Raw genomic sequence first — 19,256 nt, forward strand, 5'->3', positions numbered from 1 at the left:
CGATCTCAGCAATGGGATCGTCGTTGGTTTTTTTAATCCTCTCACCCCAACCCTCTCCCGTGGCGCGGGCGAGGGGCTTTAACGATGTGATTTTTACGTGATTGGTGGTGAACATGGGTGCTCCCCTCGCCCGCGTTTTCGTGGGAGAGGGGGTTGGGGGTGAGGGAATGCTCCACCGCCGACCAATCGCTCTTAATTAAAAGGAGAGGGGCTGAGGGCGAGGGGCTTTAACGATGTGGTTTTTACGTGATTGGTGGTGAACATGGGTGCTCCCCCTCGCCCGCGTTTTCGTGGGAGAGGGGGTTGGGGGGTGAGGGAATTCATTTTGCACCTAGGTGCTAGCTTGCTGCTGGTATGATGAAATCATTGGCTTATAGGTAGCATTCAATGATTTTTATTCTGCAATCGATTGCCCTCGCAATTTCCATTTTTAATGCAATTATCTGTTTATGGCTGGGCATGACCGTGACGCTTGATGGCGGGCGTGAACGTGGCCCGCGCTTGGCGGCGGCTGGTTTGCTGATGGCTGGCGTGTTCTTTTTGATTCACGCGGCGATTATTGGCCGTGGCCCGCCGGTGGTTGATGTTGGCTTGCCCTTTTGGTGGCGGGTTATCAGCGTGGTTTCGTTGCTCGCACCCTATGCTTGGTATGCCACAATGATTTGGTATACGGGCGTGAGCGGCCAAAGCCTGCGTATTCATAAATTGCTGCTGTTTACGATGGGCATTTTTATTGGGATTTTGGGCCTAGTGCTGACCGCAATTTACCCGTTGCCCCAAGAAGCCCGCATTTTGGCCTTGAAATTTGTGCCCGCATGGCTGGTTGCCAACTTGCCATTTATCGTCGCAGGCTATCTTTTGGCCTTGATAATGTGTTTTAGCCTGCCAATTCATGCCTTGCTGACTGGCCCCGGGCGGCGCAATAATCTGCCACATCAAGCGTGGTTGCGGGTGCGATCGTGGCTAATTCGCACCTCATTACTTGGTTTGCTGGCGGGAATTGTGGCCCTGATCGGTGCCGTGGTGGTCTTTTCGCAAGGCTCCTCGGTGCGCACGCCAGAGGTGGCATGGCTGGCCGATCGCGCAATCGAACTTTTTTTTCAATTAGATGTGATGGTGTTGATTGTGGTTGCGGCCGCCTTGGGTGCTGCTGGCCAAGCCATGGGTGCTTATGCCGCCTTTACCGATCGCCCCTTGCCACAGTGGAACCGCATCGATCAATGGCGTTGGTTGGTGGCAATTGCTGGCGGTTTTGCCTTGATGGTCGGCGTTAGTTCTGCCTTGCAAGTTGCCTCGATCTATATTGTGTTGTTTGCGACAACCTTGGCTTCGTTGGCCTATGGCTTGTTGAGTTGGCGCTATCGGGTTGAGCATGAAGCCTTTATGGAGCGCTTGCGGCCTTTCGTCGGCAGCTTGCACTTTCAAGATCGCTTGCTTGATGGCGGAGCCAGCCTTTCTGCTTCGGTCGAGGGCTTGGTCGAGGCGATTAGCCGCGATGTGTTGCGCGCCGAACGTGCTTGCTTATTGTTGCGTGATGCAGTACCTGGCTTGCCCAAAGTAATCAGCTATCATTGGGGCCAAACGCCAACCCCCATTCTTGAGCAATTGCCAATTTCCTCAGAACGCCGTACCTCGGGGATTCAATTAAAAGCCCAAAGCGGGGCTGAATGGGCCATTCCATTGTGGGATGGTCGCGGTTTGGCTGGGGCATTGGTGCTTGGTTCTCCCCAAAGCGGCGCGGTGTATAGCGAGGAATTAATGGAAGTTGCGGCGGCCTGCTGCGCCCGTTTGACCGATGCCTTGGCTGGCGAACGGGCGGCGCGCATGTTGGGCGATGTGTTGCGCCAGCGAATTGCCGAAGTCAAAGTGTTGGGCAGCCAAGGCCGCCGCACCTTGCACGACGATGTGTTGCCGCAAATTCACGCCGCGCTGATTCATTTGAGTGCAGTTTCGGCCAACGACCCACTGGCCCAACAAACGATTCAGGCTTTATCCGAGGCTCATACCAAACTTTCGGCGTTGATTCGCTCGTTGCCGCCTGCAACGCCGCATCGCTTGGCTCAAGGTGGCTTGGCGCAAACCTTGCACGATATGGTTTTGGTTGATTTTGGCAATGCCTTTGATCAGGTAACGTATCGCGTTGCCCCCGCTGCTGAAGCCCGTTTGGCCGATACCCCGCAGTTTATTGGCGAAGTGATTAGCTATGCCTTGCAAGAAACATTGCGCAATGCAGCCCGCCATGCTCGTGGCAACGATCCGCGCCGCCACTTGAATCTCAACGTTCAGATCGATTGGCAACATGGCTTGGTGGTCGATATTCGTGACGATGGCGTGGGCATGAGCGCAAATCCATCAAGCTCTGCTGGCAGCGGCAGCGGCCTGCGATTACATCGCGGCTTGTTGATGGTGATTGGCGGCAGCCTGACAATTTCCACTCCTGCCCAAGGCGGCACGCAGATTCATATGCAAGTGCCTGAAGAGTTGTGGAATTTGCCAGTGCTTGAGCCAGAAGAAATTGCTTGAATCCTTAGCGATTTAATCCACGATGAATCTGATCGAGTGCCTGCGCCGTGCCATGCTCAGCTTGAATCTGCTCGCCAAGCTGGGCTGCACGCTCGCGAATCGCTGTTTGCTTGGTTACCTGATTGATTGCCGCAACCAAGCGATCGAGCGTCAGTTGCTTGCGCGGAATGGGCGCAGAACCTACGCCAAGCTCAGCAACCCGCCGCCCCCAGAATGGTTGATCGAAGGAAAATGGTACGACGATTGAGGGCTTGCCACTGCGTAACGCCGCGCCAGTTGTGCCAGCGCCGCCATGATGCACAATCGCCGCCATTTGGGGGAAAAGCCAATAATGTGGCACATCCTTAACGAACAACAGCTGTTCGTTAGCATCCGTCGTTTCGCCTAAAGCTCCCCAGCCGCCAGCCAAAATTCCCCGTTGCCCTGTGCTCGCTAAGGCCTCGCTCACAAGCTTGGTTAATTGCTGTGGATCTCCGCCCATCATGCTGCCAAAGCCAATATAAATTGGTGCAGGCCCAGCAGCGAGAAAATCGGTTAGTTCAGCTGGTGGCGACCAGTCGCTCGACGGCGGCAGAAACCAAAATCCTGTAACTTGGTGTTGAGCGGGCCAGTCGTTTGGGCGAGGCATCACATAGTTGCTATAGGCATGCAGCCGTAGCGCAACCTGCCCACGAATCTTGGCAAATGGGCTACCGAAGCCATACGGTGGCAAGCCAAGCACCTGTGTTCGCACTCTATTAACAGTTGGTCGGAAAATTTGCCAAAAAATCTGCTCAAACCCAAGGTGGGTCAGATAGTTGGCAACGCCACCAAGTTTTAGCCAGCTTGGGGCAATCGGCGATGGAAATGCGCTGGTGGGAGTTACTGGTTGCAGCACTGCTTCGATAAACGGCACTCCGATTTTTTCGGCGAAGCTGGCAGTTTGGGGACCAGTGCCAATGATGCAATCAGTGCCTTGGCATGCGTGCAAGGTTTCGTGGGCAACTTGCTCAATCAGCTCATTTAATTCATTGCGCAAGCTTTTTAACAAACGGATCGAATTCTGCGATTTGCCTAAGCTTGCCATTCGTTCGCGCAAGTAGGCTTGGATGTCAACCCCAACCGAGGCAAACGGCACGCCTGCTGCTTGGCTCAAATCGGCAAAATTGGCAGGGCCAATCAGCTTAACGGTATGCCCAACGTGATGTAATGCCCGGCCAAGCGCCAAATAGGGCTGTACATCGCCCCGCGAACCGTAACTCACAATCGTAATATCCATCGACGATACCTCATGTCTAGGCCATGTATGGATCGGTTTCGCTTGATTACTATGTAATAAATATCACAATCTAGGGCAAGTGTCTAGGATAAAGGGAGGAATTGGTTGCGGAAACAAAAAAGCAGCTAAAACCACAAACGGCTCGCATAATGGAGCCGCTTGTGGGAGAGAAGAGAGAGGAGAAGGTTTGATTGCATTATAGCTTGCTTCACTGCATTGTCAAATTAGAGCAACATTAACGAGCCGCAGTTGGTAAGGCATAATGCTGGGCAATTAATTGTTGATAGTTCTGCCATTCGCTGGCCCAGTGCTGCGCATCCCAGCCCAATTCCTCGGTGCAGATCGCCTGAATTTGGGCCTGATAGGCCGCCGCGCCATTTGGCAGCAACATGCCCAAACGACTACGCCGCAAGAGCAAATCGCTCAAATTGGTTACTGCTTCGTAACGAGCAGCCCAGCGCATTTCGGCCCATAAACTTGGCAAGCCTTCGATGGCCGCAAACTCATGGGCTGGAAGTGCTTGTAGCATCGCTGGCGCTTCAGCGGCATAGCGCCCCAATAAGCGTTGCTTGATCTGGGACGCTAGGTTACCAGCCAAATCAGCTGGCGCAGGATTAAGCCGTGGGGCATGCGGCCAAAGCTTAATTTGGGGCAAGCGTTGGCGTAAAAGCTTCAAGGCTTCTAGCGCAATTAAACGAAAGGTGGTTAATTTGCCTCCGGTTACGGTGAGCAGCCCTTGCTCTTGCCACAAGACATAATCGCGCGATTCCTTGGAGGGATCGCTGGCTCCCGTATCGACCACTGGCCGCACGCCGCTCCAAGTCGAAATGACGTTTGTTGAATCTAAACCCAAGCTTGGAAAGGCGGTTTGCACTGCTTCGAGCAAATAGGCAACTTCGGCGGGACTGATGCTTGGCTCTTGCCATAAGTCTGGTTCGTGATCAAGGTCGGTTGTACCAACGATGCTCACCCCTTCCCACGGCACAAAAAAGACTGGCCGCCGATCGCGGGGATGCTCAAGGTTAATCGCTTGGGCTAGCGGTAATGCTGCTTGGGCAAACACCAAGTGGCTGCCACGCAATGGCCGCATTTTAGCTGGTGCCTGAATCTGTTGCCGCAACTGATCAACCCAAACCCCAGTTGCATTGATAATTGCTTTGGCTTTGAGGGTTTGCTCACGGTCGCCGAGTTGATCGTGCACCACAACGCCCACAACTTGCTCAGCTTCACGAACTAATTGCGTAACTGCTGCATAATTCAATAAGCTTGCACCTGCTGCCGCTGCTTCGCGCAAAATTCGCAAAACCAACCGCGCATCATCGGTTTGGGCATCACTGTAGCGCAACCCAGCCGTTAGTTTGGTTTCATCGAGGTAGGGCGCAAGCAAACGCAAATTGGGCAGGCTCAAATAATGGGCTTCGCTGCGGCGAGCTAAGGCATCGTAGGCCAATAATCCCGCCTGATAAACCCAACGCTTCAGCGGCTTGCCTTGGGGCAGCCCAATCAAAAAGCCCAACGGCCCAACTAAACCAGGTGCTTCATTCAAGAGTTGTTCGCGCTCAACCACCGAATCGTAGGTTACCCGCACTTGGCCTTGAGCCAAATAGCGCAAGCCACCATGCACTAATTTTGATGAGCGGCTTGAAGTTCCCCAAGCAAAATCGCGGGCTTCGAGCAAAAGCGCATTGAGGCCAGAGCGCGTCGCTTCGCGCAATAAACCTGCGCCGGTAATGCCACCACCAATGATGATTACATCCCATTCTTGCTGTAGCTCACTCCATGTGCGTTCGCGCCAAGCAGCATTCCATTGCAAACGTGGGTTCATTGGCCATCCTCATATAATTTGGCGGGGTTTAGCAAGCCCTGCGGGTCGAAATGTTGGCCAAGTTGTTGCAACGCTCCAATTCCCAAGCGGCCTTTCTCGGCTTCAAGATAAGGCCGATGATCAAGCCCCACGCCATGTTGATGACTGATCGTGCCGCCTGCGGCCACAATGGCTTGGCTGGCAGCGGTTTTGAGTTTTTGCCAACGTGCCATGGTTGCTTGGGCATCGTCGCCCAGCCGAAACACATAGGTGGTGTAAATGCTTGAGCCTGTGGCGTAGAAATGCGAAAGATGGGTGAATACGTGCACTTGTTCTTGTTCAGCGGCTAAACCATTGCGCAAGCGATGTTCTAGTTGCTGCAATAAGGGGTTAACGTTTTCCCATGTTGTGGCAGTTTCGACCGTATCTACGCCATAGCCCAGCTCCCAGAGCCGATTGCGCAGATAGGGCGCGCGAAAACGGCCAGCTTGCCACGCTTTGCCAAAGGTTTGGCCGATATGTACCCCGCCGTGTTGGCGAACCAAGCCTAAAACAGCGTGCCGGCTCAGCGCAACTTGGGCTTTGCTACCGATAAATCCAATCAGCAGCATACATTTTTCGGCTCCAACGCCACGCAATTTTAAAAAGCCTTCGAGCAAGCCAATTGCCCGTTCGTGGCCAGCTAAAGCCAAGTTGGTCATGGTTTCGGTGGGCGTGCTTAGGCGGAGCATTCCCAACGGCACGTGGGCTTGGGCAATCGCGCGCGCCGCAGTTTGGGCTTGCTGCCAGTTCGCAAAAAAGATCGCATGCACCACATCAAGCTCGGGAATTGGCCGAATTCGCACCGTGGCCTCGGTGATAATGCCATAGCGACCTTCGGAGCCAAGCAGCATTTCGCGCAGGTCTGGACCTGCCGCCGAAGCCGGAAATGGCGCTAATTCGAGCGAGCCTTGCGGTGTCTCAATACGCCCGCCAGCCCATAATTGCTCAATGCGCCCAAAACCAAGTGATTGCTGACCACTTGAACGGGTGGCAATCCAGCCGCCAAGCGTCGAAAGCTCAAACGATTGGGGAAAATGGCCGAGCGTAAAGCCCAAGGCTCGTAATTGGGCTTCAAGATCGGGGCCTTTTATCCCAGCACCAAAGCTGGCCAAGCGCGCCGTTGGGTTGAGGTCGAGCAAGCGATTGAGTTTGGCAAGGCTGACGGTCAAAATTGGTCGCTCGCCTGCAACGGGATTGATATGGCCCGCCACGCTTGTGCCGCCGCCATAGGGAATCAAGGTTACGTTATTGGTGCTGGCCCAATCGAGCAACTCGCGCACTTCCTGGCTGGTTTGCGGCAAGGCCACGCCATCGGGAATTTGGCCCATATCGCCGCTACGCGTAGCCACCAAATCGGCAAAGCTCTGGCCGCGTGCATGGCGAATTCGTAATTCGGGATCGGTGCTAATGAGCTGGTGTTGGGGCAAGCGTGATGCTGGCACCTTGGCCAGAACATCAGCCAAGCTTACATCCTTTGGTGCTGTGCCAACCCCAATAAACTGCTTCAACAAGCCTAAAATGCCAGCTTTAACCGGATAATCTTTCGTTTCATCGCCCCAACCATTCCAACGGCGCATACTAACCCCTTTGTTTAGTTATTGATTGGTGTTTGTGCTTAATTGTTGCCAAAGTTCGATGCTTTGGTGCATGGCTGCTTGGCTCGCTTGGCGGGCCAGCGCAACATCGTGCGTTTTGGCGGCCTGCAACAGGGTTTGATAAAAATCCGCCGACTGTTGCCGCGCCTGCGCTAACTCAAAATAGTTCAAGGCCATCATGGTGTAGAAACCGCGAAAGCCATTTAAAATCAAGGTATAAATTGGATTTGTCGAAGCGATCGTCAGCTGATGCTGCAATTGCCAATCGAATGCTGCATAGGCCATAGCAGTATCAGCTAATGGCAGGGCTGTTTGCAACAAGCCCACAATTTGCTCAGCGTGATGTTGAATTGCCAGTGCAGTATAGCTTGGGGCTAAATCGAGGCGTACTGCCAGCAGTTGGGGCACAATTTGGGCTGGTAGCTCGGCGCTATGTTGCACCAAACTGCGCAGCACGCCTAGCCCGCCATCCTGCCAAATATTGCAGACCATGGTTGGCTTGCCTTGTTGTACCACGAGCCAGCCATCACGCGCTAAGCGTTGAATTGCCTCGCGCAAAGTTGGCCGTGTAACGCCCAACTGTCCGGCTAGCTCGCGCTCGCTGGGTAAGCTCGTTCCAGCGGCATAGCTGCCACCAATAATCCGTTTGATCAATTGCGCTTCGCAATACGATGCAGGACGTTGTAATTCGCTCATACTCACCAACTGGTCAGACCACTTACCAGCTGAGTATAGAGAATTATTTGCGCTATGTCAAGATGTGGAGGCGAATTGATCCACGAAGGACACGAAGGGCATGAAGGATAGAAACCACGAAGACCGCGAAGTTGTATTTTTTAGCCACGAATTACACGAATTCCACGAAGGAAAATGATCGGGGGTTAGGAAATATAACAATAATCCACGAAATAAATATTTGGGGGTACAGGGGGCTGAAAACCCCCAGTGTCTCCCGCCTTGAGGCGGGACGGAAGGGTGGTGATCCTTGATATAACAATATGTTTTTGAGAATCTTATCAAGGGCACGAAGCGCACGAAGGATAGAAACCACGAAGGACGCGAAGAACGCGAAGTTGTATTTTTTAGCCACAGATTGGCACAGATTGACTCAGATTATTGTTCCAATTGCCCAATAGCCATCAGCCATTAGCCATGGGTTCTCTGCGCCTCTGCGTTAAACGTGCGAAGAACGCGATGGCTAGAAACCGTGAAGCTGTATTTTTTAGCCACGAATTCCACGAATAATGTTCTGATAGCCACAAGCCCTGATTGCTGACCCCAATTTTGACTTTTGACTTTTGATTTTTATGCTCTACGTTCGATGTTCTTTTTTGATTTTTGCCTTCTAATTCTGCTGGGTAAATTCCTGCACCGCATAATAAATAGCCTTTGGCGTGCCATCAGGAGCCACAAACGTATAATTATCAGCATAGGTATAGGTCAGATTGGGTAACGAGAATTGCCAAAAGCCCACAGTTTGCATCCATGGCCAATGCTTTTCGGCCCATGCGTAGGCGGCAAGCGTATTTTGCACCCGAATTGGCGGTGGTACGGCGTTAGGCCAGCGCGGATGGTCGTTCCAGCCGCCTTCAGTAATGTAAAACGGCACATCGTAGCCTGCCTTCACCACCAACTCATGAATGAGTTCTGTGCGGCGAAAGTTGGTAGTGCTTGGCTCGGGCGCTTGATCAGCAGGATTGATCGAGCCATAGGCATGGACTGAAACTGCATCAAAGGGGGGGGTTTCAGCTAAACATAATCTTAAAAAGCTCAGATCATTAACACTCAAGGTTTGAGGATCGATTGGCCCAGGCGGGCCACCAGGCGCTAGCCCAGCCAAGGTTATCAGCGCATCGGGCGCAACCGCTTTGACCCGTGGATACACCGCTTTCAAAAGGTTGGCATAGGCCACCGGATCGGGCGCGCGGTCGCCCCATTCAAAGCGCAAATTTGGCTCGTTCCAGATTTGCAGCACCCGCACTCCTTGCGGCACATAGCGCTGAGCAAATGCCGCCACAAAATCGGCATAGGCTGTATAGTGATCAGGATCGATATAGCGATCGTTAGTATTTGATGGTCGCGCCCAAGCTGGCACAAAATCGAGCCGCGCTATCACCGTGAGGCCTTGGCGTTGAGCGTGGGCAATCAACATATCGCTGCCTGTCCACTCGTAGCTATTGGCTGAACGAGGCTGAATAACCGCCCACGGAAAGAGATCGATGATTGTGGTTGCGCCCATCTCGCGCACTTGCTGCAACGTCCGCCGAATTGTCGCTTCATCCAAGCCCATCAGGCGGGTGTGAATGCCAACAATTGGGTGTGTGGTTTGTACATTGGTAGCAGCGGGCAGATCAAAGGCTGGTGGTACGCGTTGGCGATACAATTGTAGCCCGGCGATGCTCAACATGCCAATAATCAGCAAGCTTTTGATTAATAAACTGATTGATAAACGCATGACTTAGAGTTTTTCGCGCAAAATGCGCAGGCCACCGCTGCGCATCGATTCTTTGCGCGAGGTCTGAATGACATCGACTAAAGCAAAATTACCTGCTGCTTCTAATTCTTGCACCAATTGTTCAATTCCTTTGCGATCGTAGGAGACCACGACCGAAGGATTGGAGATTTGCAGTGTGCCAAAGCCACGCAATTGAATTTTGCCGCCCAATTGATCAACTAATTCTGAGAGTCGCGCCCGAATAGCTTCGCGCTGGGCTTCAAGTTCGCTTAATTGATCTTCGACCGCGACAAGATCGTTGCAGAGGCTTTTGAGTAACAGTTGATCAGCGGGGTTTAGCATGGACGGCTCCTTCAAAAAAACTGCTTGCGCCATCGTACATGATTCGGCGATGCTTGCCAACTAGCGCTTGCTGCACCAGCAAATGCTCAATCGATTGCCAGGCCATCATTCAAAACTGGGCTGCTACTTGGACTTTCCGCAAGATCAACATTTGTGGCAAGCGGCGGCAACGGGCCTGCATTGATTAATTGGGTGCCACACCAAGGGCAAAACCAATGATCTCGGGGCGGAGCATCGCCAATGCTCCACCAGCCACTACATGCACCACATTGAAAATGGTGCAATTGCTCGATTGAAAAATGCACATGGCTCATTCATGTTCCTCATCACGTAGGCTTTGCCGAATTTCGACTAATAATTGCCCAAGCATATTTTTGCCTGAGCCATCAGCGCCACAGCCCCAATAATAATCGCCTGGTGCGTTTTCGACGATTGGCTGATCGCCGGTTGACAATAAAATCGCCCGAACATCGGCATGGCTGCGAAATTTTGCCAATAAGGCTTGGCGCATTACAGCGTCTTTGATCGCTTCCCAATCGCGGCGCAGCGGTTGTTTGCGGCTGCGGCCCAAGCGCGCGGCAATTGCTGGCGATTTGGCTAGCCGAATAGTCGTAGCATAGTCAGTGCCAGCAAACTTTTGGGCTTGAAAATAATGCTCGCTGGTGGGCCAATAGTGGCCATCAAGCTTAAATCCATGGGCCGAAAAGTTCGAGAAACAGCCAAATTCTGCCGAAACTGCGTAAAAATAGATCGTCATGATTGTACTCCACCCAAACATTTGCGATGCTATTTTCGCTTGATTGCTGCTTTGAAGCTATCTGCATACGACCGATTTAAGCTGCATCTCGCGACTGATGGTGGGCTAGGCATTTATTGGTATGCTATGCTTGAAACAAAAGATCTGCGCAACACGTCTTAATTACAGACGCACTTTCAATTAAGTTTCTGCTAATTTAACGGCGCACTTGTTGGCGCTAAGGAAATTTATTATGACCCAAGCATTTTATAAAATTTGCCCAACCTGTAGCACCCAAACTCATCCTGATGTGATGTTTTGTACCAATTGTGGTGGCTCGATGCAAGGCAGCCCAGTGCATGGTGCGCAAACTGTCGCCTATCCTCAGAATCCCGTTCCAACTCCGGTTGCCTATCAACAATATGATCAGCCAGTCCAACCACCACCATATCAAGCCAATTATCAACAGCCAATGGTGAGCTACCAACAGCCTTACCAAGTGCCGCATGGCTATGTGCAGAGCGAAAAAAATAAAGTTGTGGCTGCTTTGTTGGCTTTCTTCTTGGGGCCATTTGGGATTCACGGTTTTTATTTGGGCAATAATCAAATGGGGATGATTTTCTTATTGTCGAATTTGATTTTTCTGCCATTAACTTGTGTGGTGATTGGCTTTTTTGGCTATGCACTAACGGGTCTGATTTGTTTGGTCCAGACGGTATTGTATCTGGTGGCTTCAGATGCTGAGTTCTATCAGAAGTATGTGGTGCAAAAAAGCTGGTTCTAAACAGTTTATGGCGCTGCGGCGCTGCTCGTAACTATCGTATGGTTTGGCTATAATTGGAGCTTGCGCTAGCTTGCAATCGTTGTTGCAATTTGGGCGCGGCTCCAATTATATTTTTGGCGTGAGACGTTGCTCCAATAGCGCCAACAAGCCATAACACACCAAGGCCAAAGCTGCAATACTGATCGTACCAGCCCAAATCATATCGGCGCGATCGAAGGTGATGCCTTGAAATAGTAATTGGCCCAAACCGCCAACCCCAATCATCGCGGCAATTGAGCTAATTGCAATGCACATGATCGCTGCAATTCGCAAGCCAGCTAGCATAATTGGCAAGGCCAAGGGCAATTCAACCCGCCACCAAATTTGCCAAGCATTCATGCCTAAGCCCCGTGCTGCTTCGAGCACCGCCCGATCGATGCTTTGCATGCCAACCACAATGTTGCGTACCAAAATCACTTGGGCATAGATCACCAAGGTCACAACCACGGTGGTTTTGCTCAGGCCAAAAACTGCAATTAACATAATCAACATTGCCAAACTTGGCACCGTGTAGAGGATGCTGAGCAGCGCCATCACAATGCCCGCTAACCAGCGCACCCGCACCACCAGCAAGCCCAAGGGCAAGGCAATCAAACTGGCGATCAGCAATCCTAGCATGCTAATCGTTACATGTTGGCCTAGCAATTGCCAAATCGCTGTGTGCTCGGTCACGAGGTAGTTGAAGCCATCAACGATGTCGTTCATGGACGACCTCTGGGTGTAGATAGGCGTGAATTGCTGCCAACGAAAGCATGCCAATTGGTTGATTATGCTCGACGACCAGCAATTGGTCGCTGCTGCTGGCTAGCAATTGATTTAATCCGTCACGTAAATTGTGGCTACTTTCAATGGTGTTGAGGCTTGCATCATAGCTCTTGGGCAATGGCTGGAGCACATGCCGCACCTGAATCAAGCTCAAACGGCGCACCAAATCATCGGCTCCCAGCAATTCGGCCACATATTGGTTGGCGGGGTTGCGCAATAAATTCAAGGGCGTATCGTATTGCACGATTGTGCCTTCGTGGAGAATTGCAATTTTATCGGCCAAGCGCAAGGCTTCTTCCACATCGTGGGTCACAAATACGATTGTTTTATGCAATTGCTGTTGAATACGCAGCATCTCATCTTGCAAAATTGTGCGCGTAATTGCATCGATTGCGCCAAACGGCTCATCCATCAGCATTACGCCAGGATCAGCTGCCAAGGCGCGGGCTAAACCGACCCGTTGGGCTTGGCCGCCAGAAATTTGGGCAGGGTAGCGTTGGCGAAATTGCGCAGGATCAAGCTGAATCAGACTGAGTAATTCATCGATGCGGCTTTGGATTTTGGGCTTGGACCAGCCAAGCAATTTTGGCACGACCGCAATATTTTCGGCCACCGTCATATGCGGAAACAAACCAACTTGCTGAATCACATAGCCAATTTGTTGGCGTAATTTGGTGGCATTGACCGTCTGAATATCGACTCCATCGAGCAAAATTGTGCCGCTGCTTGGCTCAATCAGGCGATTGATCATCTTCATCAAGGTTGTTTTGCCACAGCCTGATGGCCCAAGCAAAATCACAAATTCGCCACGGTTGATCGTCAGCGAAATATCGGCGAGCGCCGCAGTTGTGGCCTTGGGATAGATTTTGCGAACATGCTGAAACTCGATTGTGCTCACACCTGCAACTCCCTTTATTTTGTGACAATGGATGGTGAAAAAACGTTGGCTCCCTCTCGCCCGCAGGTAGTGGGCGAGAGGGATGGGGTGAGGGAACGCCAATTCGTTTACTTGAGCAAGCCTTGAGCGGTTAAGAACTCTTTGGCCACATCTTCGTACTTGCGATTATTGCCACTGACTTCAAAGTTGAGTTTTTGCATGGTGGCATCATCGAGTTTCGGAGCCAAGGCGTTGAGCAAATCAGCCACTTTGGGATTGGCATCTAAGACACTTTGGCGAACCAAGGGCGCGATTTGGTAGGGTGGGAACATCGCGCGGTCATCTTTCAAGACAACCAAGCCATAGTTGGCAATTTCGCCATCGGTGCCGAAAGCCACGACCACATCTGCATTGCCTTCGACCAAGCCCTTGTACTTGAGGCCTGGATCAACTGGCACATATTCTTTGAGTTCGAAGTTGCCATATTTGGCTTGAATGCCTGGCAAACCATCTTCGCGCTCTTGGAATTCTGGTGGGCCGATCATGCGCAATTCGCTGGCTTTGGCAGCCATATCGGAGATCGTGATAATGCCAAATTTTTGCGCGCCTTCTTTGGTCATGGCCAAGGCTTGGGTATTGTTCATTGGCGCTGGGTCGAGCCAAGCAATTTTGAATTGTTCGGCGTAGCCCTTTTTGACCGTTTCATAGACGGCTTTGGGATCGGTTTGGGTGGGCAATTTGAGCACGGTCAACAAACCAGTGCCTGTGTATTCGGGATAAATATCGATTTCGCCTTTTTCCATGGCTGCTTGGGCAACATCGGTTGCGCCTAAGCCAATTTTGCGCTCAACTTTGTAGCCTGCTTGCTCCAAAATGAGGGCATACATTTCGCCAACAATAAATTGCTCGGTAAAATTCTTTGAGGCAATCCGAATCACTTGATTCTCACCGCCACTTGGTGCGGGAGTGTTGTCGCCGCTTGGGACGCTGGTGCTGGTTGCATTATCGCCACACGCCGCTAAGATCGTCATCAAGAGCGTGAACAACACCGTTCGCTGGATGAAACGTCGCATGAATCCTCCTGTCCAAACAAACTAAAACTGTGGTGGTCGCACCCATCGCAACAGCCCCGCCATTACGATTTCGGCCACGATGGCCAGCAATGCCACCGGAATAGCGCCAACAAGCAAAATATCGACGCGGCTCATACTAAATCCTAAGGTGATAAAACTGCCCAGCCCGCCAGCCCCAATAAAGGCCGCCAAGGTTGCACTGGCAATCACCTCAACCAAGGCAATCCGAATGCCCGAGAGAATGACTGGCGCAGCTAGAGGCAATTCGACCCGCCATAATTGTAGCCATGCGGGCATGCCCATGGCTTTGGCTGCTTCGCGTACTGCTGGGTTGAGCGTGCGAAAAGCAGCGTTGGTATTGATTAAAATAGGTGGTAAGGCCAAAATCGTGAGTGCCACGATTGCCGAACGAATGCTCAGGCCATAGCCAGGAATCGCAACGAAGAGAAAGAGGATAGCAAGGCTGGGAATGACCCGCAGAATATTCGTGGTGTTGATTGCAAGTGCGCTAATAATGCGTGAGCGGCTACTCCACCAGCCAAATGGCAAGCCAAGCAGCAGTGCAATTGCCATCGCACTGGCCACAAGTTGCCCATGCCGACTGAGTGCCGCGCTTAATCGCGCCAAATTGCGCGGCTCAAGCGCATACGCCAAGGCCTGCTGAAATTCACTCACACCGATTCCTCTATGCTGGAAACCTCAAAAAGCATACCACAATTTAGGCCAAAAAGTAGCTCTAAAGTGCTTGTAATAAGGCCACTAATTGATCGCGCAGGTCGGATAACCCGGCCTGAACTTCTTCGGAGCTTGGCAGTTCGACACTCAAGGCTTGGCTTAAGCGATCAAATTGGGCTTGAATATTGCTGGCAATATCGGGAAAGGCGGCCTCGACTGGCACGCGCAAAGCGTTCCAACCTTGCTCGACCGTGCTAAACAAGGCGCGAGTGCGTTCCCAATCGTTGTTGCGCACGGCTTCTTCGATGCCCGATAAACGATTAACCAAATCTTGGACTGAGGTTTCACTTAATTGCTGTACTGTATCGGAAACTTGGGTAGCGATGCTACTGCCTGAACAGCCAGCGAGCAATAGCCAAAGGCTCAGCCCTACAAACCAACGACGCATTATCGACACTCCTTTGGGTTAAGTTACGTCTGTCATTCTAAACCGTGTGTAAAGGGCAAGTGCTATGCCACAACCAAAAAGCCCCTCGCTGGCAAACGAGAGGCTTTATAACAGAATTTGTGGGAGGCTTGCGATTTTAAGATGGGCGTTCGGTGAGCGTAATTTGCACCTCTTGTTGTTGACCATTGCGCTCAATCGTGACGGTAACCGTATCGCCTGGCTTATATTGCAGCAACAGGCGTTGCAACGAATGGCGTTGAGTAATTTCCTCGCCATTGACCGCCAGAATAATATCGCCACGGCTAACTCCAGCACGACGGGCAGGCGTGCCTTCATCGACCTTGGTTACAAAAGCGCCCTTATCATTGGCGATGCCAAGCTCGGCGGTTTCGGGCGAAAGCAGCTCGTAGCTAATGCCCATGTAGGGCCGCACAACTTGGCCATTGGCAATCAAGGTATCGCTGACTTCGCGCACAATATTCGATGGCACTGCAAAGCCCAAGCCTTGCGCTTCGTCGATACTACCAATATCGCCGCGCACAACCAAGGTATTGATGCCAACAATTTCGCCTTTAAGGTTGATCAAGGGGCCGCCACTATTGCCATGGTTAATTGCCGCATCGGTTTGAATTAAGCCTTCCATGCGATCGATGGTGCGATCGAGGGCGCTGACAACCCCAACCGTGACGCTATTTTGAAACTTACCAAGCGGGCTGCCGATGGCAACAACCGTTTCGCCAGGCTTTAATTCATCTGAATTGCCCAAGGAAATGGTGGCTGGCACTGCATCGAGCACCCGAATCACCGCAATATCCGAAAAAGCATCAGTGCCAATTAATTCTGCATTGTGGCTTGTGCCATCGGAATAGATAACTTGCAAGCGGTTTTGGCCTTCAACAACGTGATTATTGGTGATGATATAACCATCTTCGTTGATGATTGCGCCTGAGCCGCTAGCCTGACCGCCAGTCACAGTGCTGATGATTTTGACCACTGCTGGCGAAGCATTGGCAACGGTTTGCACCACCGCATCGTTGCTGTTGGCGACGACTGGTTGGGCAGTCAGATTGGCATTGGTTTGGGGGGTAGCAGTGGTTGGGGTAACAACAACCGCCGTTGCTGTTTGATCAACCTGGGCCAAGCGATAGCCTGCCACACCCCCAACCATGCCACCACCAACCCCTGAAAGCACTAAGGCGGCAATGATCAAGCCGCCGAAACCGACGGTCCGTTTTGGATTACTCATAACGATTCCTCGTAGCTGCGTGTTTATATTGCTGCTTGTATTGTAGCAAGATTTAGCTAAAACGCAGGCTAACGTAGGTTAAATGGCGGTTTAGAAAAATGGCGGTTAATCGGGCTTTTGCTCATTCAGCATTTAGCCAATCCTCCATCAAATCTTCACACCGATCGGCTAGAGCCAAAAAAAGAACCCGTGGTGCAAGCCACGGGTTGCTTCCGGCGAACGCTTCAGCTTATTTAGGCATCCTTGCTCACCCACGGCAGATAGACCGGAATCAGGGTTGGACTTGTGGTTGCACTTGGGCTAGCGGTTGGTGTGTTGCTTGGCGTAATTGTCAGCGTCGGCGTATTAGTGTTCGTCGGCGAAACCGTCATTGTTGGTGTATTGGTTGGGGTTGCTGGGGTTGTGCTTGGAGTTGGCGTAACACTCACACTCCCCGTTGGCGTGACGCTTGGGGTTGGGCTATTGGTTGGCGTTTCAGTGTTGGTTGCCGTAACCGTACTGGTATTGGTTGGCGTTTCGGTTGGTGTGCTGGTATTGGTTGGCGTTTCGGTTGGTGTGCTGGTGTTGGTTGGCGTTTCGGTATTGGTTGCAGTTGGAACCTCGGTTGGGGTTGCAGTTGGCAGCGCCACACAGCCCATAATTTGGAAGTCGTCGATGGCAACCCCAGCCAGATCGACAGTCACATCAGTATCAAGATGGTAAAGCACTTTAATCGCTTGGCCTTTGAATTCACTAATATCGTGTAATTGACGGCTCCAAGCAGTGCTTTCTTGATAGGTGATATTTGTACCAACCTGATTGGTCATTGTTGCGGCATCAAATTCATAGAGCGTTTTGGTAATAATGCCTGAGCCAATTGAAGCTGTGTAATGGTCAAACGAAGCGCTTTCCAGTTGATAGCGTTGTTGCCATTGCAAATAGACTGGGCCTGCAACGTTGGGAATACTGATGCTTGGCGAAAAAAGATTGGCAACACTATTGGTTGGATAATTCCCATCAAGATTCGTCTTCCAGCTCTTGACCCCGCTATAGCTGCCGATCAGTGGCGCGGCAATTGGTGCGCCGTATTCCCATGAATCCAAGGTTCCACTATGGGTGAAGCCACCATCGTTGGCCTCAAAATCGTTGCTGGTGATAGTTGTCATGGTGGTGCCATCGGGACAACTTGCTGGCGGAGCAGCACAGAGTCGAATCCCCCAATTTTGGAGGATTCCGCCATTGCCTGCTGTATCATCGTGAATTAACAATGTCCATGTGCCAGCAGTACGTCCACCATCAAACCAATCGAGGCGATAATTCAACTCAGGAATAGAGCGCATTCCCGCGACAACAGTGAATGATCCAATTGGAATCGCTGCTTCATCATCTAAATCAAGATTCATTGTGGTTTGGCTATTTGCGCCAATATCGGAAAAGAGGCCAACAACATTGCCATCTGGCCCTTGCAACTGCACATCCAAATCAGGCATGGCAGTATGGGTCAGCTGAAGACTGACATCAAGATCGGCAATGATAAAGCTGTCAGGAACATTCAACGTCGAGGTAATGAAACTCGTGGTTGTGGGGATCGTTTTAGGGATATTACTGCTACTATAGGTTGTACAGTTGGCCTGCTGCGCAGCAGGAAACACCGTTACACCTAAGAGATAGGTGGCTGCTGCAGGAATACTGGTGCTAGCCGTTGAAACGAGCACATAGTAGGTGCCAGTTTGCTTAACCGTCATAAAATGGGCTTCGGCGTTGGGTGAAATCGTATTGTTATCATCAAGAATTAAGATAAAGTTATTAAATAGAGCAACTCCCAGCCTTCCATTCCAAGTTGTGCTATCGCGCTCTGGGTTAAGGTCAAGGCTGGTAAAAATAGTATCACCAGCATTGAGATTAAATTGGACATAATCAAAATCGCTTGTACTGGAGAGAGTCCCCGAGATAATCCCGCTTGGTGGTAAGATTTGGGCTTCAGATAGGGTATCATTTGGCTCTTGTTCAACCGTTGGCGCGCCACTTAGAATCCGCACATGCAAATCGTAGTAGCGAATATGGCCTGTCGCTGTGCTATTGACCCGTAGATAATAGGTTGCAGTCGCCGTGACTGGAGCTGAACTAATAACCGAGGCGCTCGTGCCGATTTGGCCATCATCATTATCAAACTCAATCACCGTAGTACCATTAGGCGCATAAAATGTTAACGTTGAGTCAACATTGTTCGATGCAGAAGCGCCGGTCATCGTTGCTGCGCTGAGGCGTTCACCTGCTGCTAGTTGAATACTATAAAAATCAACATCACCTGCCCAAATATTTGCCCGAATAATCGTGCTGCTAGCCAGAATTGGATTAGCGGTTACTGGCGTATTGTTATTCTCCTGCTCTTTGACTCGTACCGCACCGTGCGGAATAGTGGCTTGCTGAAGCTGTGGGGCATTTGCGGTACTAGGTGCTGCTTGAACGTGCTTGAATGAGCGAAAACTGCCAGTTAACCCAATCAAAGCGATCATGAGGCCGATAAACCCAATCCGGAGACGCATGCAAACCTCCTAAAACAAGGCTGTTGCTAAGGGAATAATGTAGGTGGGATTGGGTAAGCATAGGCTACA

Annotated in this window: 17 protein-coding genes; 2 read left to right on the plus strand and 15 right to left on the minus strand. The window is 51.4% G+C overall.

Translation table 11 applies throughout. The features are described from left to right. The first annotated feature begins 387 nt into the window (after window positions 1-387). On the plus strand, window positions 388-2,523 hold the full coding sequence (locus tag ACFMKP_RS02090; RefSeq protein WP_382288627.1) for a sensor histidine kinase: 2,136 nt from the start codon (window positions 388-390) through the stop codon (window positions 2,521-2,523). Window positions 2,524-2,527: 4 nt separating this feature from the next. On the opposite strand, the gene ACFMKP_RS02095 is transcribed toward ACFMKP_RS02090, so the two are convergent. From ACFMKP_RS02095 to ACFMKP_RS02130, 8 genes are all read right to left on the minus strand, one after another. Then, window positions 2,528-3,781: a glycosyltransferase gene (locus ACFMKP_RS02095; protein ID WP_382288629.1), complete on the minus strand. Its 1,254-nt coding sequence runs from the start codon at window positions 3,779-3,781 to the stop codon at window positions 2,528-2,530. Between the two features lie 235 nt (window positions 3,782-4,016). Then, the gene (locus ACFMKP_RS02100) at window positions 4,017-5,606 is read right to left on the minus strand and encodes a glycerol-3-phosphate dehydrogenase/oxidase (protein WP_382288631.1); all 1,590 of its coding nucleotides are present in this window, start codon (window positions 5,604-5,606) and stop codon (window positions 4,017-4,019) included. Beyond that, entirely contained in the window at window positions 5,603-7,204 is a 1,602-nt protein-coding gene (locus ACFMKP_RS02105; protein ID WP_382288633.1) for an FAD-binding oxidoreductase, read from the minus strand. Before ACFMKP_RS02105 ends, ACFMKP_RS02100 begins: the two co-directional genes overlap by 4 nt. A gap of 18 nt (window positions 7,205-7,222) precedes the next feature. Continuing rightward, entirely contained in the window at window positions 7,223-7,918 is a 696-nt protein-coding gene (fadR, locus tag ACFMKP_RS02110; protein WP_382288635.1) for a fatty acid metabolism transcriptional regulator FadR, read from the minus strand. A 649-nt stretch (window positions 7,919-8,567) separates the two neighbouring features. Further along, window positions 8,568-9,677 carry a hypothetical protein gene (locus ACFMKP_RS02115; RefSeq protein WP_382288637.1) on the minus strand — a complete coding sequence of 370 codons (1,110 nt, stop codon included), beginning with the start codon at window positions 9,675-9,677 and terminating at the stop codon, window positions 8,568-8,570. Between the two features lie 3 nt (window positions 9,678-9,680). Next, window positions 9,681-10,019, minus strand: a complete 339-nt coding sequence (locus ACFMKP_RS02120) for a hypothetical protein (RefSeq protein ID WP_382288639.1) — start codon at window positions 10,017-10,019, stop codon at window positions 9,681-9,683. 86 nt (window positions 10,020-10,105) lie between these two features. Beyond that, the gene (locus tag ACFMKP_RS02125; RefSeq protein WP_382288641.1) at window positions 10,106-10,333 is read right to left on the minus strand and encodes a hypothetical protein; all 228 of its coding nucleotides are present in this window, start codon (window positions 10,331-10,333) and stop codon (window positions 10,106-10,108) included. Continuing rightward, entirely contained in the window at window positions 10,330-10,776 is a 447-nt protein-coding gene (locus tag ACFMKP_RS02130; RefSeq protein WP_382288642.1) for an NADAR family protein, read from the minus strand. Before ACFMKP_RS02130 ends, ACFMKP_RS02125 begins: the two co-directional genes overlap by 4 nt. A 232-nt stretch (window positions 10,777-11,008) precedes the next feature. Between ACFMKP_RS02130 and ACFMKP_RS02135 the strand changes: the two genes are divergently transcribed. Continuing rightward, entirely contained in the window at window positions 11,009-11,539 is a 531-nt protein-coding gene (locus ACFMKP_RS02135; protein WP_382288644.1) for an NINE protein, read from the plus strand. A gap of 105 nt (window positions 11,540-11,644) precedes the next feature. On the opposite strand, the gene ACFMKP_RS02140 is transcribed toward ACFMKP_RS02135, so the two are convergent. The 7 genes from ACFMKP_RS02140 to ACFMKP_RS02170 form a co-directional block, all read right to left on the minus strand. Then, on the minus strand, window positions 11,645-12,283 hold the full coding sequence (locus ACFMKP_RS02140) for an ABC transporter permease (protein ID WP_382288646.1): 639 nt from the start codon (window positions 12,281-12,283) through the stop codon (window positions 11,645-11,647). After that, window positions 12,267-13,241 carry an ABC transporter ATP-binding protein gene (locus ACFMKP_RS02145; protein ID WP_382288648.1) on the minus strand — a complete coding sequence of 325 codons (975 nt, stop codon included), beginning with the start codon at window positions 13,239-13,241 and terminating at the stop codon, window positions 12,267-12,269. Before ACFMKP_RS02145 ends, ACFMKP_RS02140 begins: the two co-directional genes overlap by 17 nt. Before the next feature lie 107 nt (window positions 13,242-13,348). Beyond that, window positions 13,349-14,293 (minus strand): glycine betaine ABC transporter substrate-binding protein, encoded by a 945-nt coding sequence (locus ACFMKP_RS02150; protein WP_382288650.1) that lies wholly within the window; start codon window positions 14,291-14,293, stop codon window positions 13,349-13,351. A 21-nt stretch (window positions 14,294-14,314) separates the two neighbouring features. Further along, window positions 14,315-14,968 carry an ABC transporter permease gene (locus tag ACFMKP_RS02155; protein ID WP_110516069.1) on the minus strand — a complete coding sequence of 218 codons (654 nt, stop codon included), beginning with the start codon at window positions 14,966-14,968 and terminating at the stop codon, window positions 14,315-14,317. Between the two features lie 61 nt (window positions 14,969-15,029). Then, window positions 15,030-15,416 (minus strand): hypothetical protein, encoded by a 387-nt coding sequence (locus tag ACFMKP_RS02160; RefSeq protein WP_382288653.1) that lies wholly within the window; start codon window positions 15,414-15,416, stop codon window positions 15,030-15,032. Window positions 15,417-15,552: 136 nt separating this feature from the next. Beyond that, window positions 15,553-16,662, minus strand: coding sequence for a S1C family serine protease (locus tag ACFMKP_RS02165; RefSeq protein ID WP_382288655.1), 1,110 nt, complete (start codon window positions 16,660-16,662; stop codon window positions 15,553-15,555). Window positions 16,663-16,895: 233 nt separating this feature from the next. After that, window positions 16,896-19,187: a proprotein convertase P-domain-containing protein gene (locus ACFMKP_RS02170; protein ID WP_382288657.1), complete on the minus strand. Its 2,292-nt coding sequence runs from the start codon at window positions 19,185-19,187 to the stop codon at window positions 16,896-16,898. Window positions 19,188-19,256: the final 69 nt, after the last annotated feature.

The sequence above is a fragment of the Herpetosiphon sp. NSE202 genome (assembly GCF_042688385.1).
Classification (GTDB): Bacteria; Chloroflexota; Chloroflexia; order Chloroflexales; family Herpetosiphonaceae; genus Herpetosiphon.

Excerpts from the sequence above, each read along its gene's own strand:
- ACFMKP_RS02150 (WP_382288650.1), bottom strand. The coding sequence starts at position 14,293 with ATGCGACGTTTCATCCAGCGAACGGTGTTGTTCACGCTCTTGATGACG.
- ACFMKP_RS02160 (WP_382288653.1), bottom strand. The coding sequence starts at position 15,416 with ATGCGTCGTTGGTTTGTAGGGCTGAGCCTTTGGCTATTGCTCGCTGGC.
- ACFMKP_RS02135 (WP_382288644.1), top strand. The coding sequence starts at position 11,009 with ATGACCCAAGCATTTTATAAAATTTGCCCAACCTGTAGCACCCAAACT.
- ACFMKP_RS02125 (WP_382288641.1), bottom strand. The coding sequence starts at position 10,333 with ATGAGCCATGTGCATTTTTCAATCGAGCAATTGCACCATTTTCAATGT.
- ACFMKP_RS02115 (WP_382288637.1), bottom strand. The coding sequence starts at position 9,677 with ATGCGTTTATCAATCAGTTTATTAATCAAAAGCTTGCTGATTATTGGC.
- ACFMKP_RS02170 (WP_382288657.1), bottom strand. The coding sequence starts at position 19,187 with ATGCGTCTCCGGATTGGGTTTATCGGCCTCATGATCGCTTTGATTGGG.
- ACFMKP_RS02100 (WP_382288631.1), bottom strand. The coding sequence starts at position 5,606 with ATGAACCCACGTTTGCAATGGAATGCTGCTTGGCGCGAACGCACATGG.
- ACFMKP_RS02095 (WP_382288629.1), bottom strand. The coding sequence starts at position 3,781 with ATGGATATTACGATTGTGAGTTACGGTTCGCGGGGCGATGTACAGCCC.
- ACFMKP_RS02130 (WP_382288642.1), bottom strand. The coding sequence starts at position 10,776 with ATGACGATCTATTTTTACGCAGTTTCGGCAGAATTTGGCTGTTTCTCG.
- ACFMKP_RS02140 (WP_382288646.1), bottom strand. The coding sequence starts at position 12,283 with ATGAACGACATCGTTGATGGCTTCAACTACCTCGTGACCGAGCACACA.
- fadR (WP_382288635.1), bottom strand. The coding sequence starts at position 7,918 with ATGAGCGAATTACAACGTCCTGCATCGTATTGCGAAGCGCAATTGATC.
- ACFMKP_RS02090 (WP_382288627.1), top strand. The coding sequence starts at position 388 with ATGATTTTTATTCTGCAATCGATTGCCCTCGCAATTTCCATTTTTAAT.
- ACFMKP_RS02105 (WP_382288633.1), bottom strand. The coding sequence starts at position 7,204 with ATGCGCCGTTGGAATGGTTGGGGCGATGAAACGAAAGATTATCCGGTT.
- ACFMKP_RS02120 (WP_382288639.1), bottom strand. The coding sequence starts at position 10,019 with ATGCTAAACCCCGCTGATCAACTGTTACTCAAAAGCCTCTGCAACGAT.
- ACFMKP_RS02165 (WP_382288655.1), bottom strand. The coding sequence starts at position 16,662 with ATGAGTAATCCAAAACGGACCGTCGGTTTCGGCGGCTTGATCATTGCC.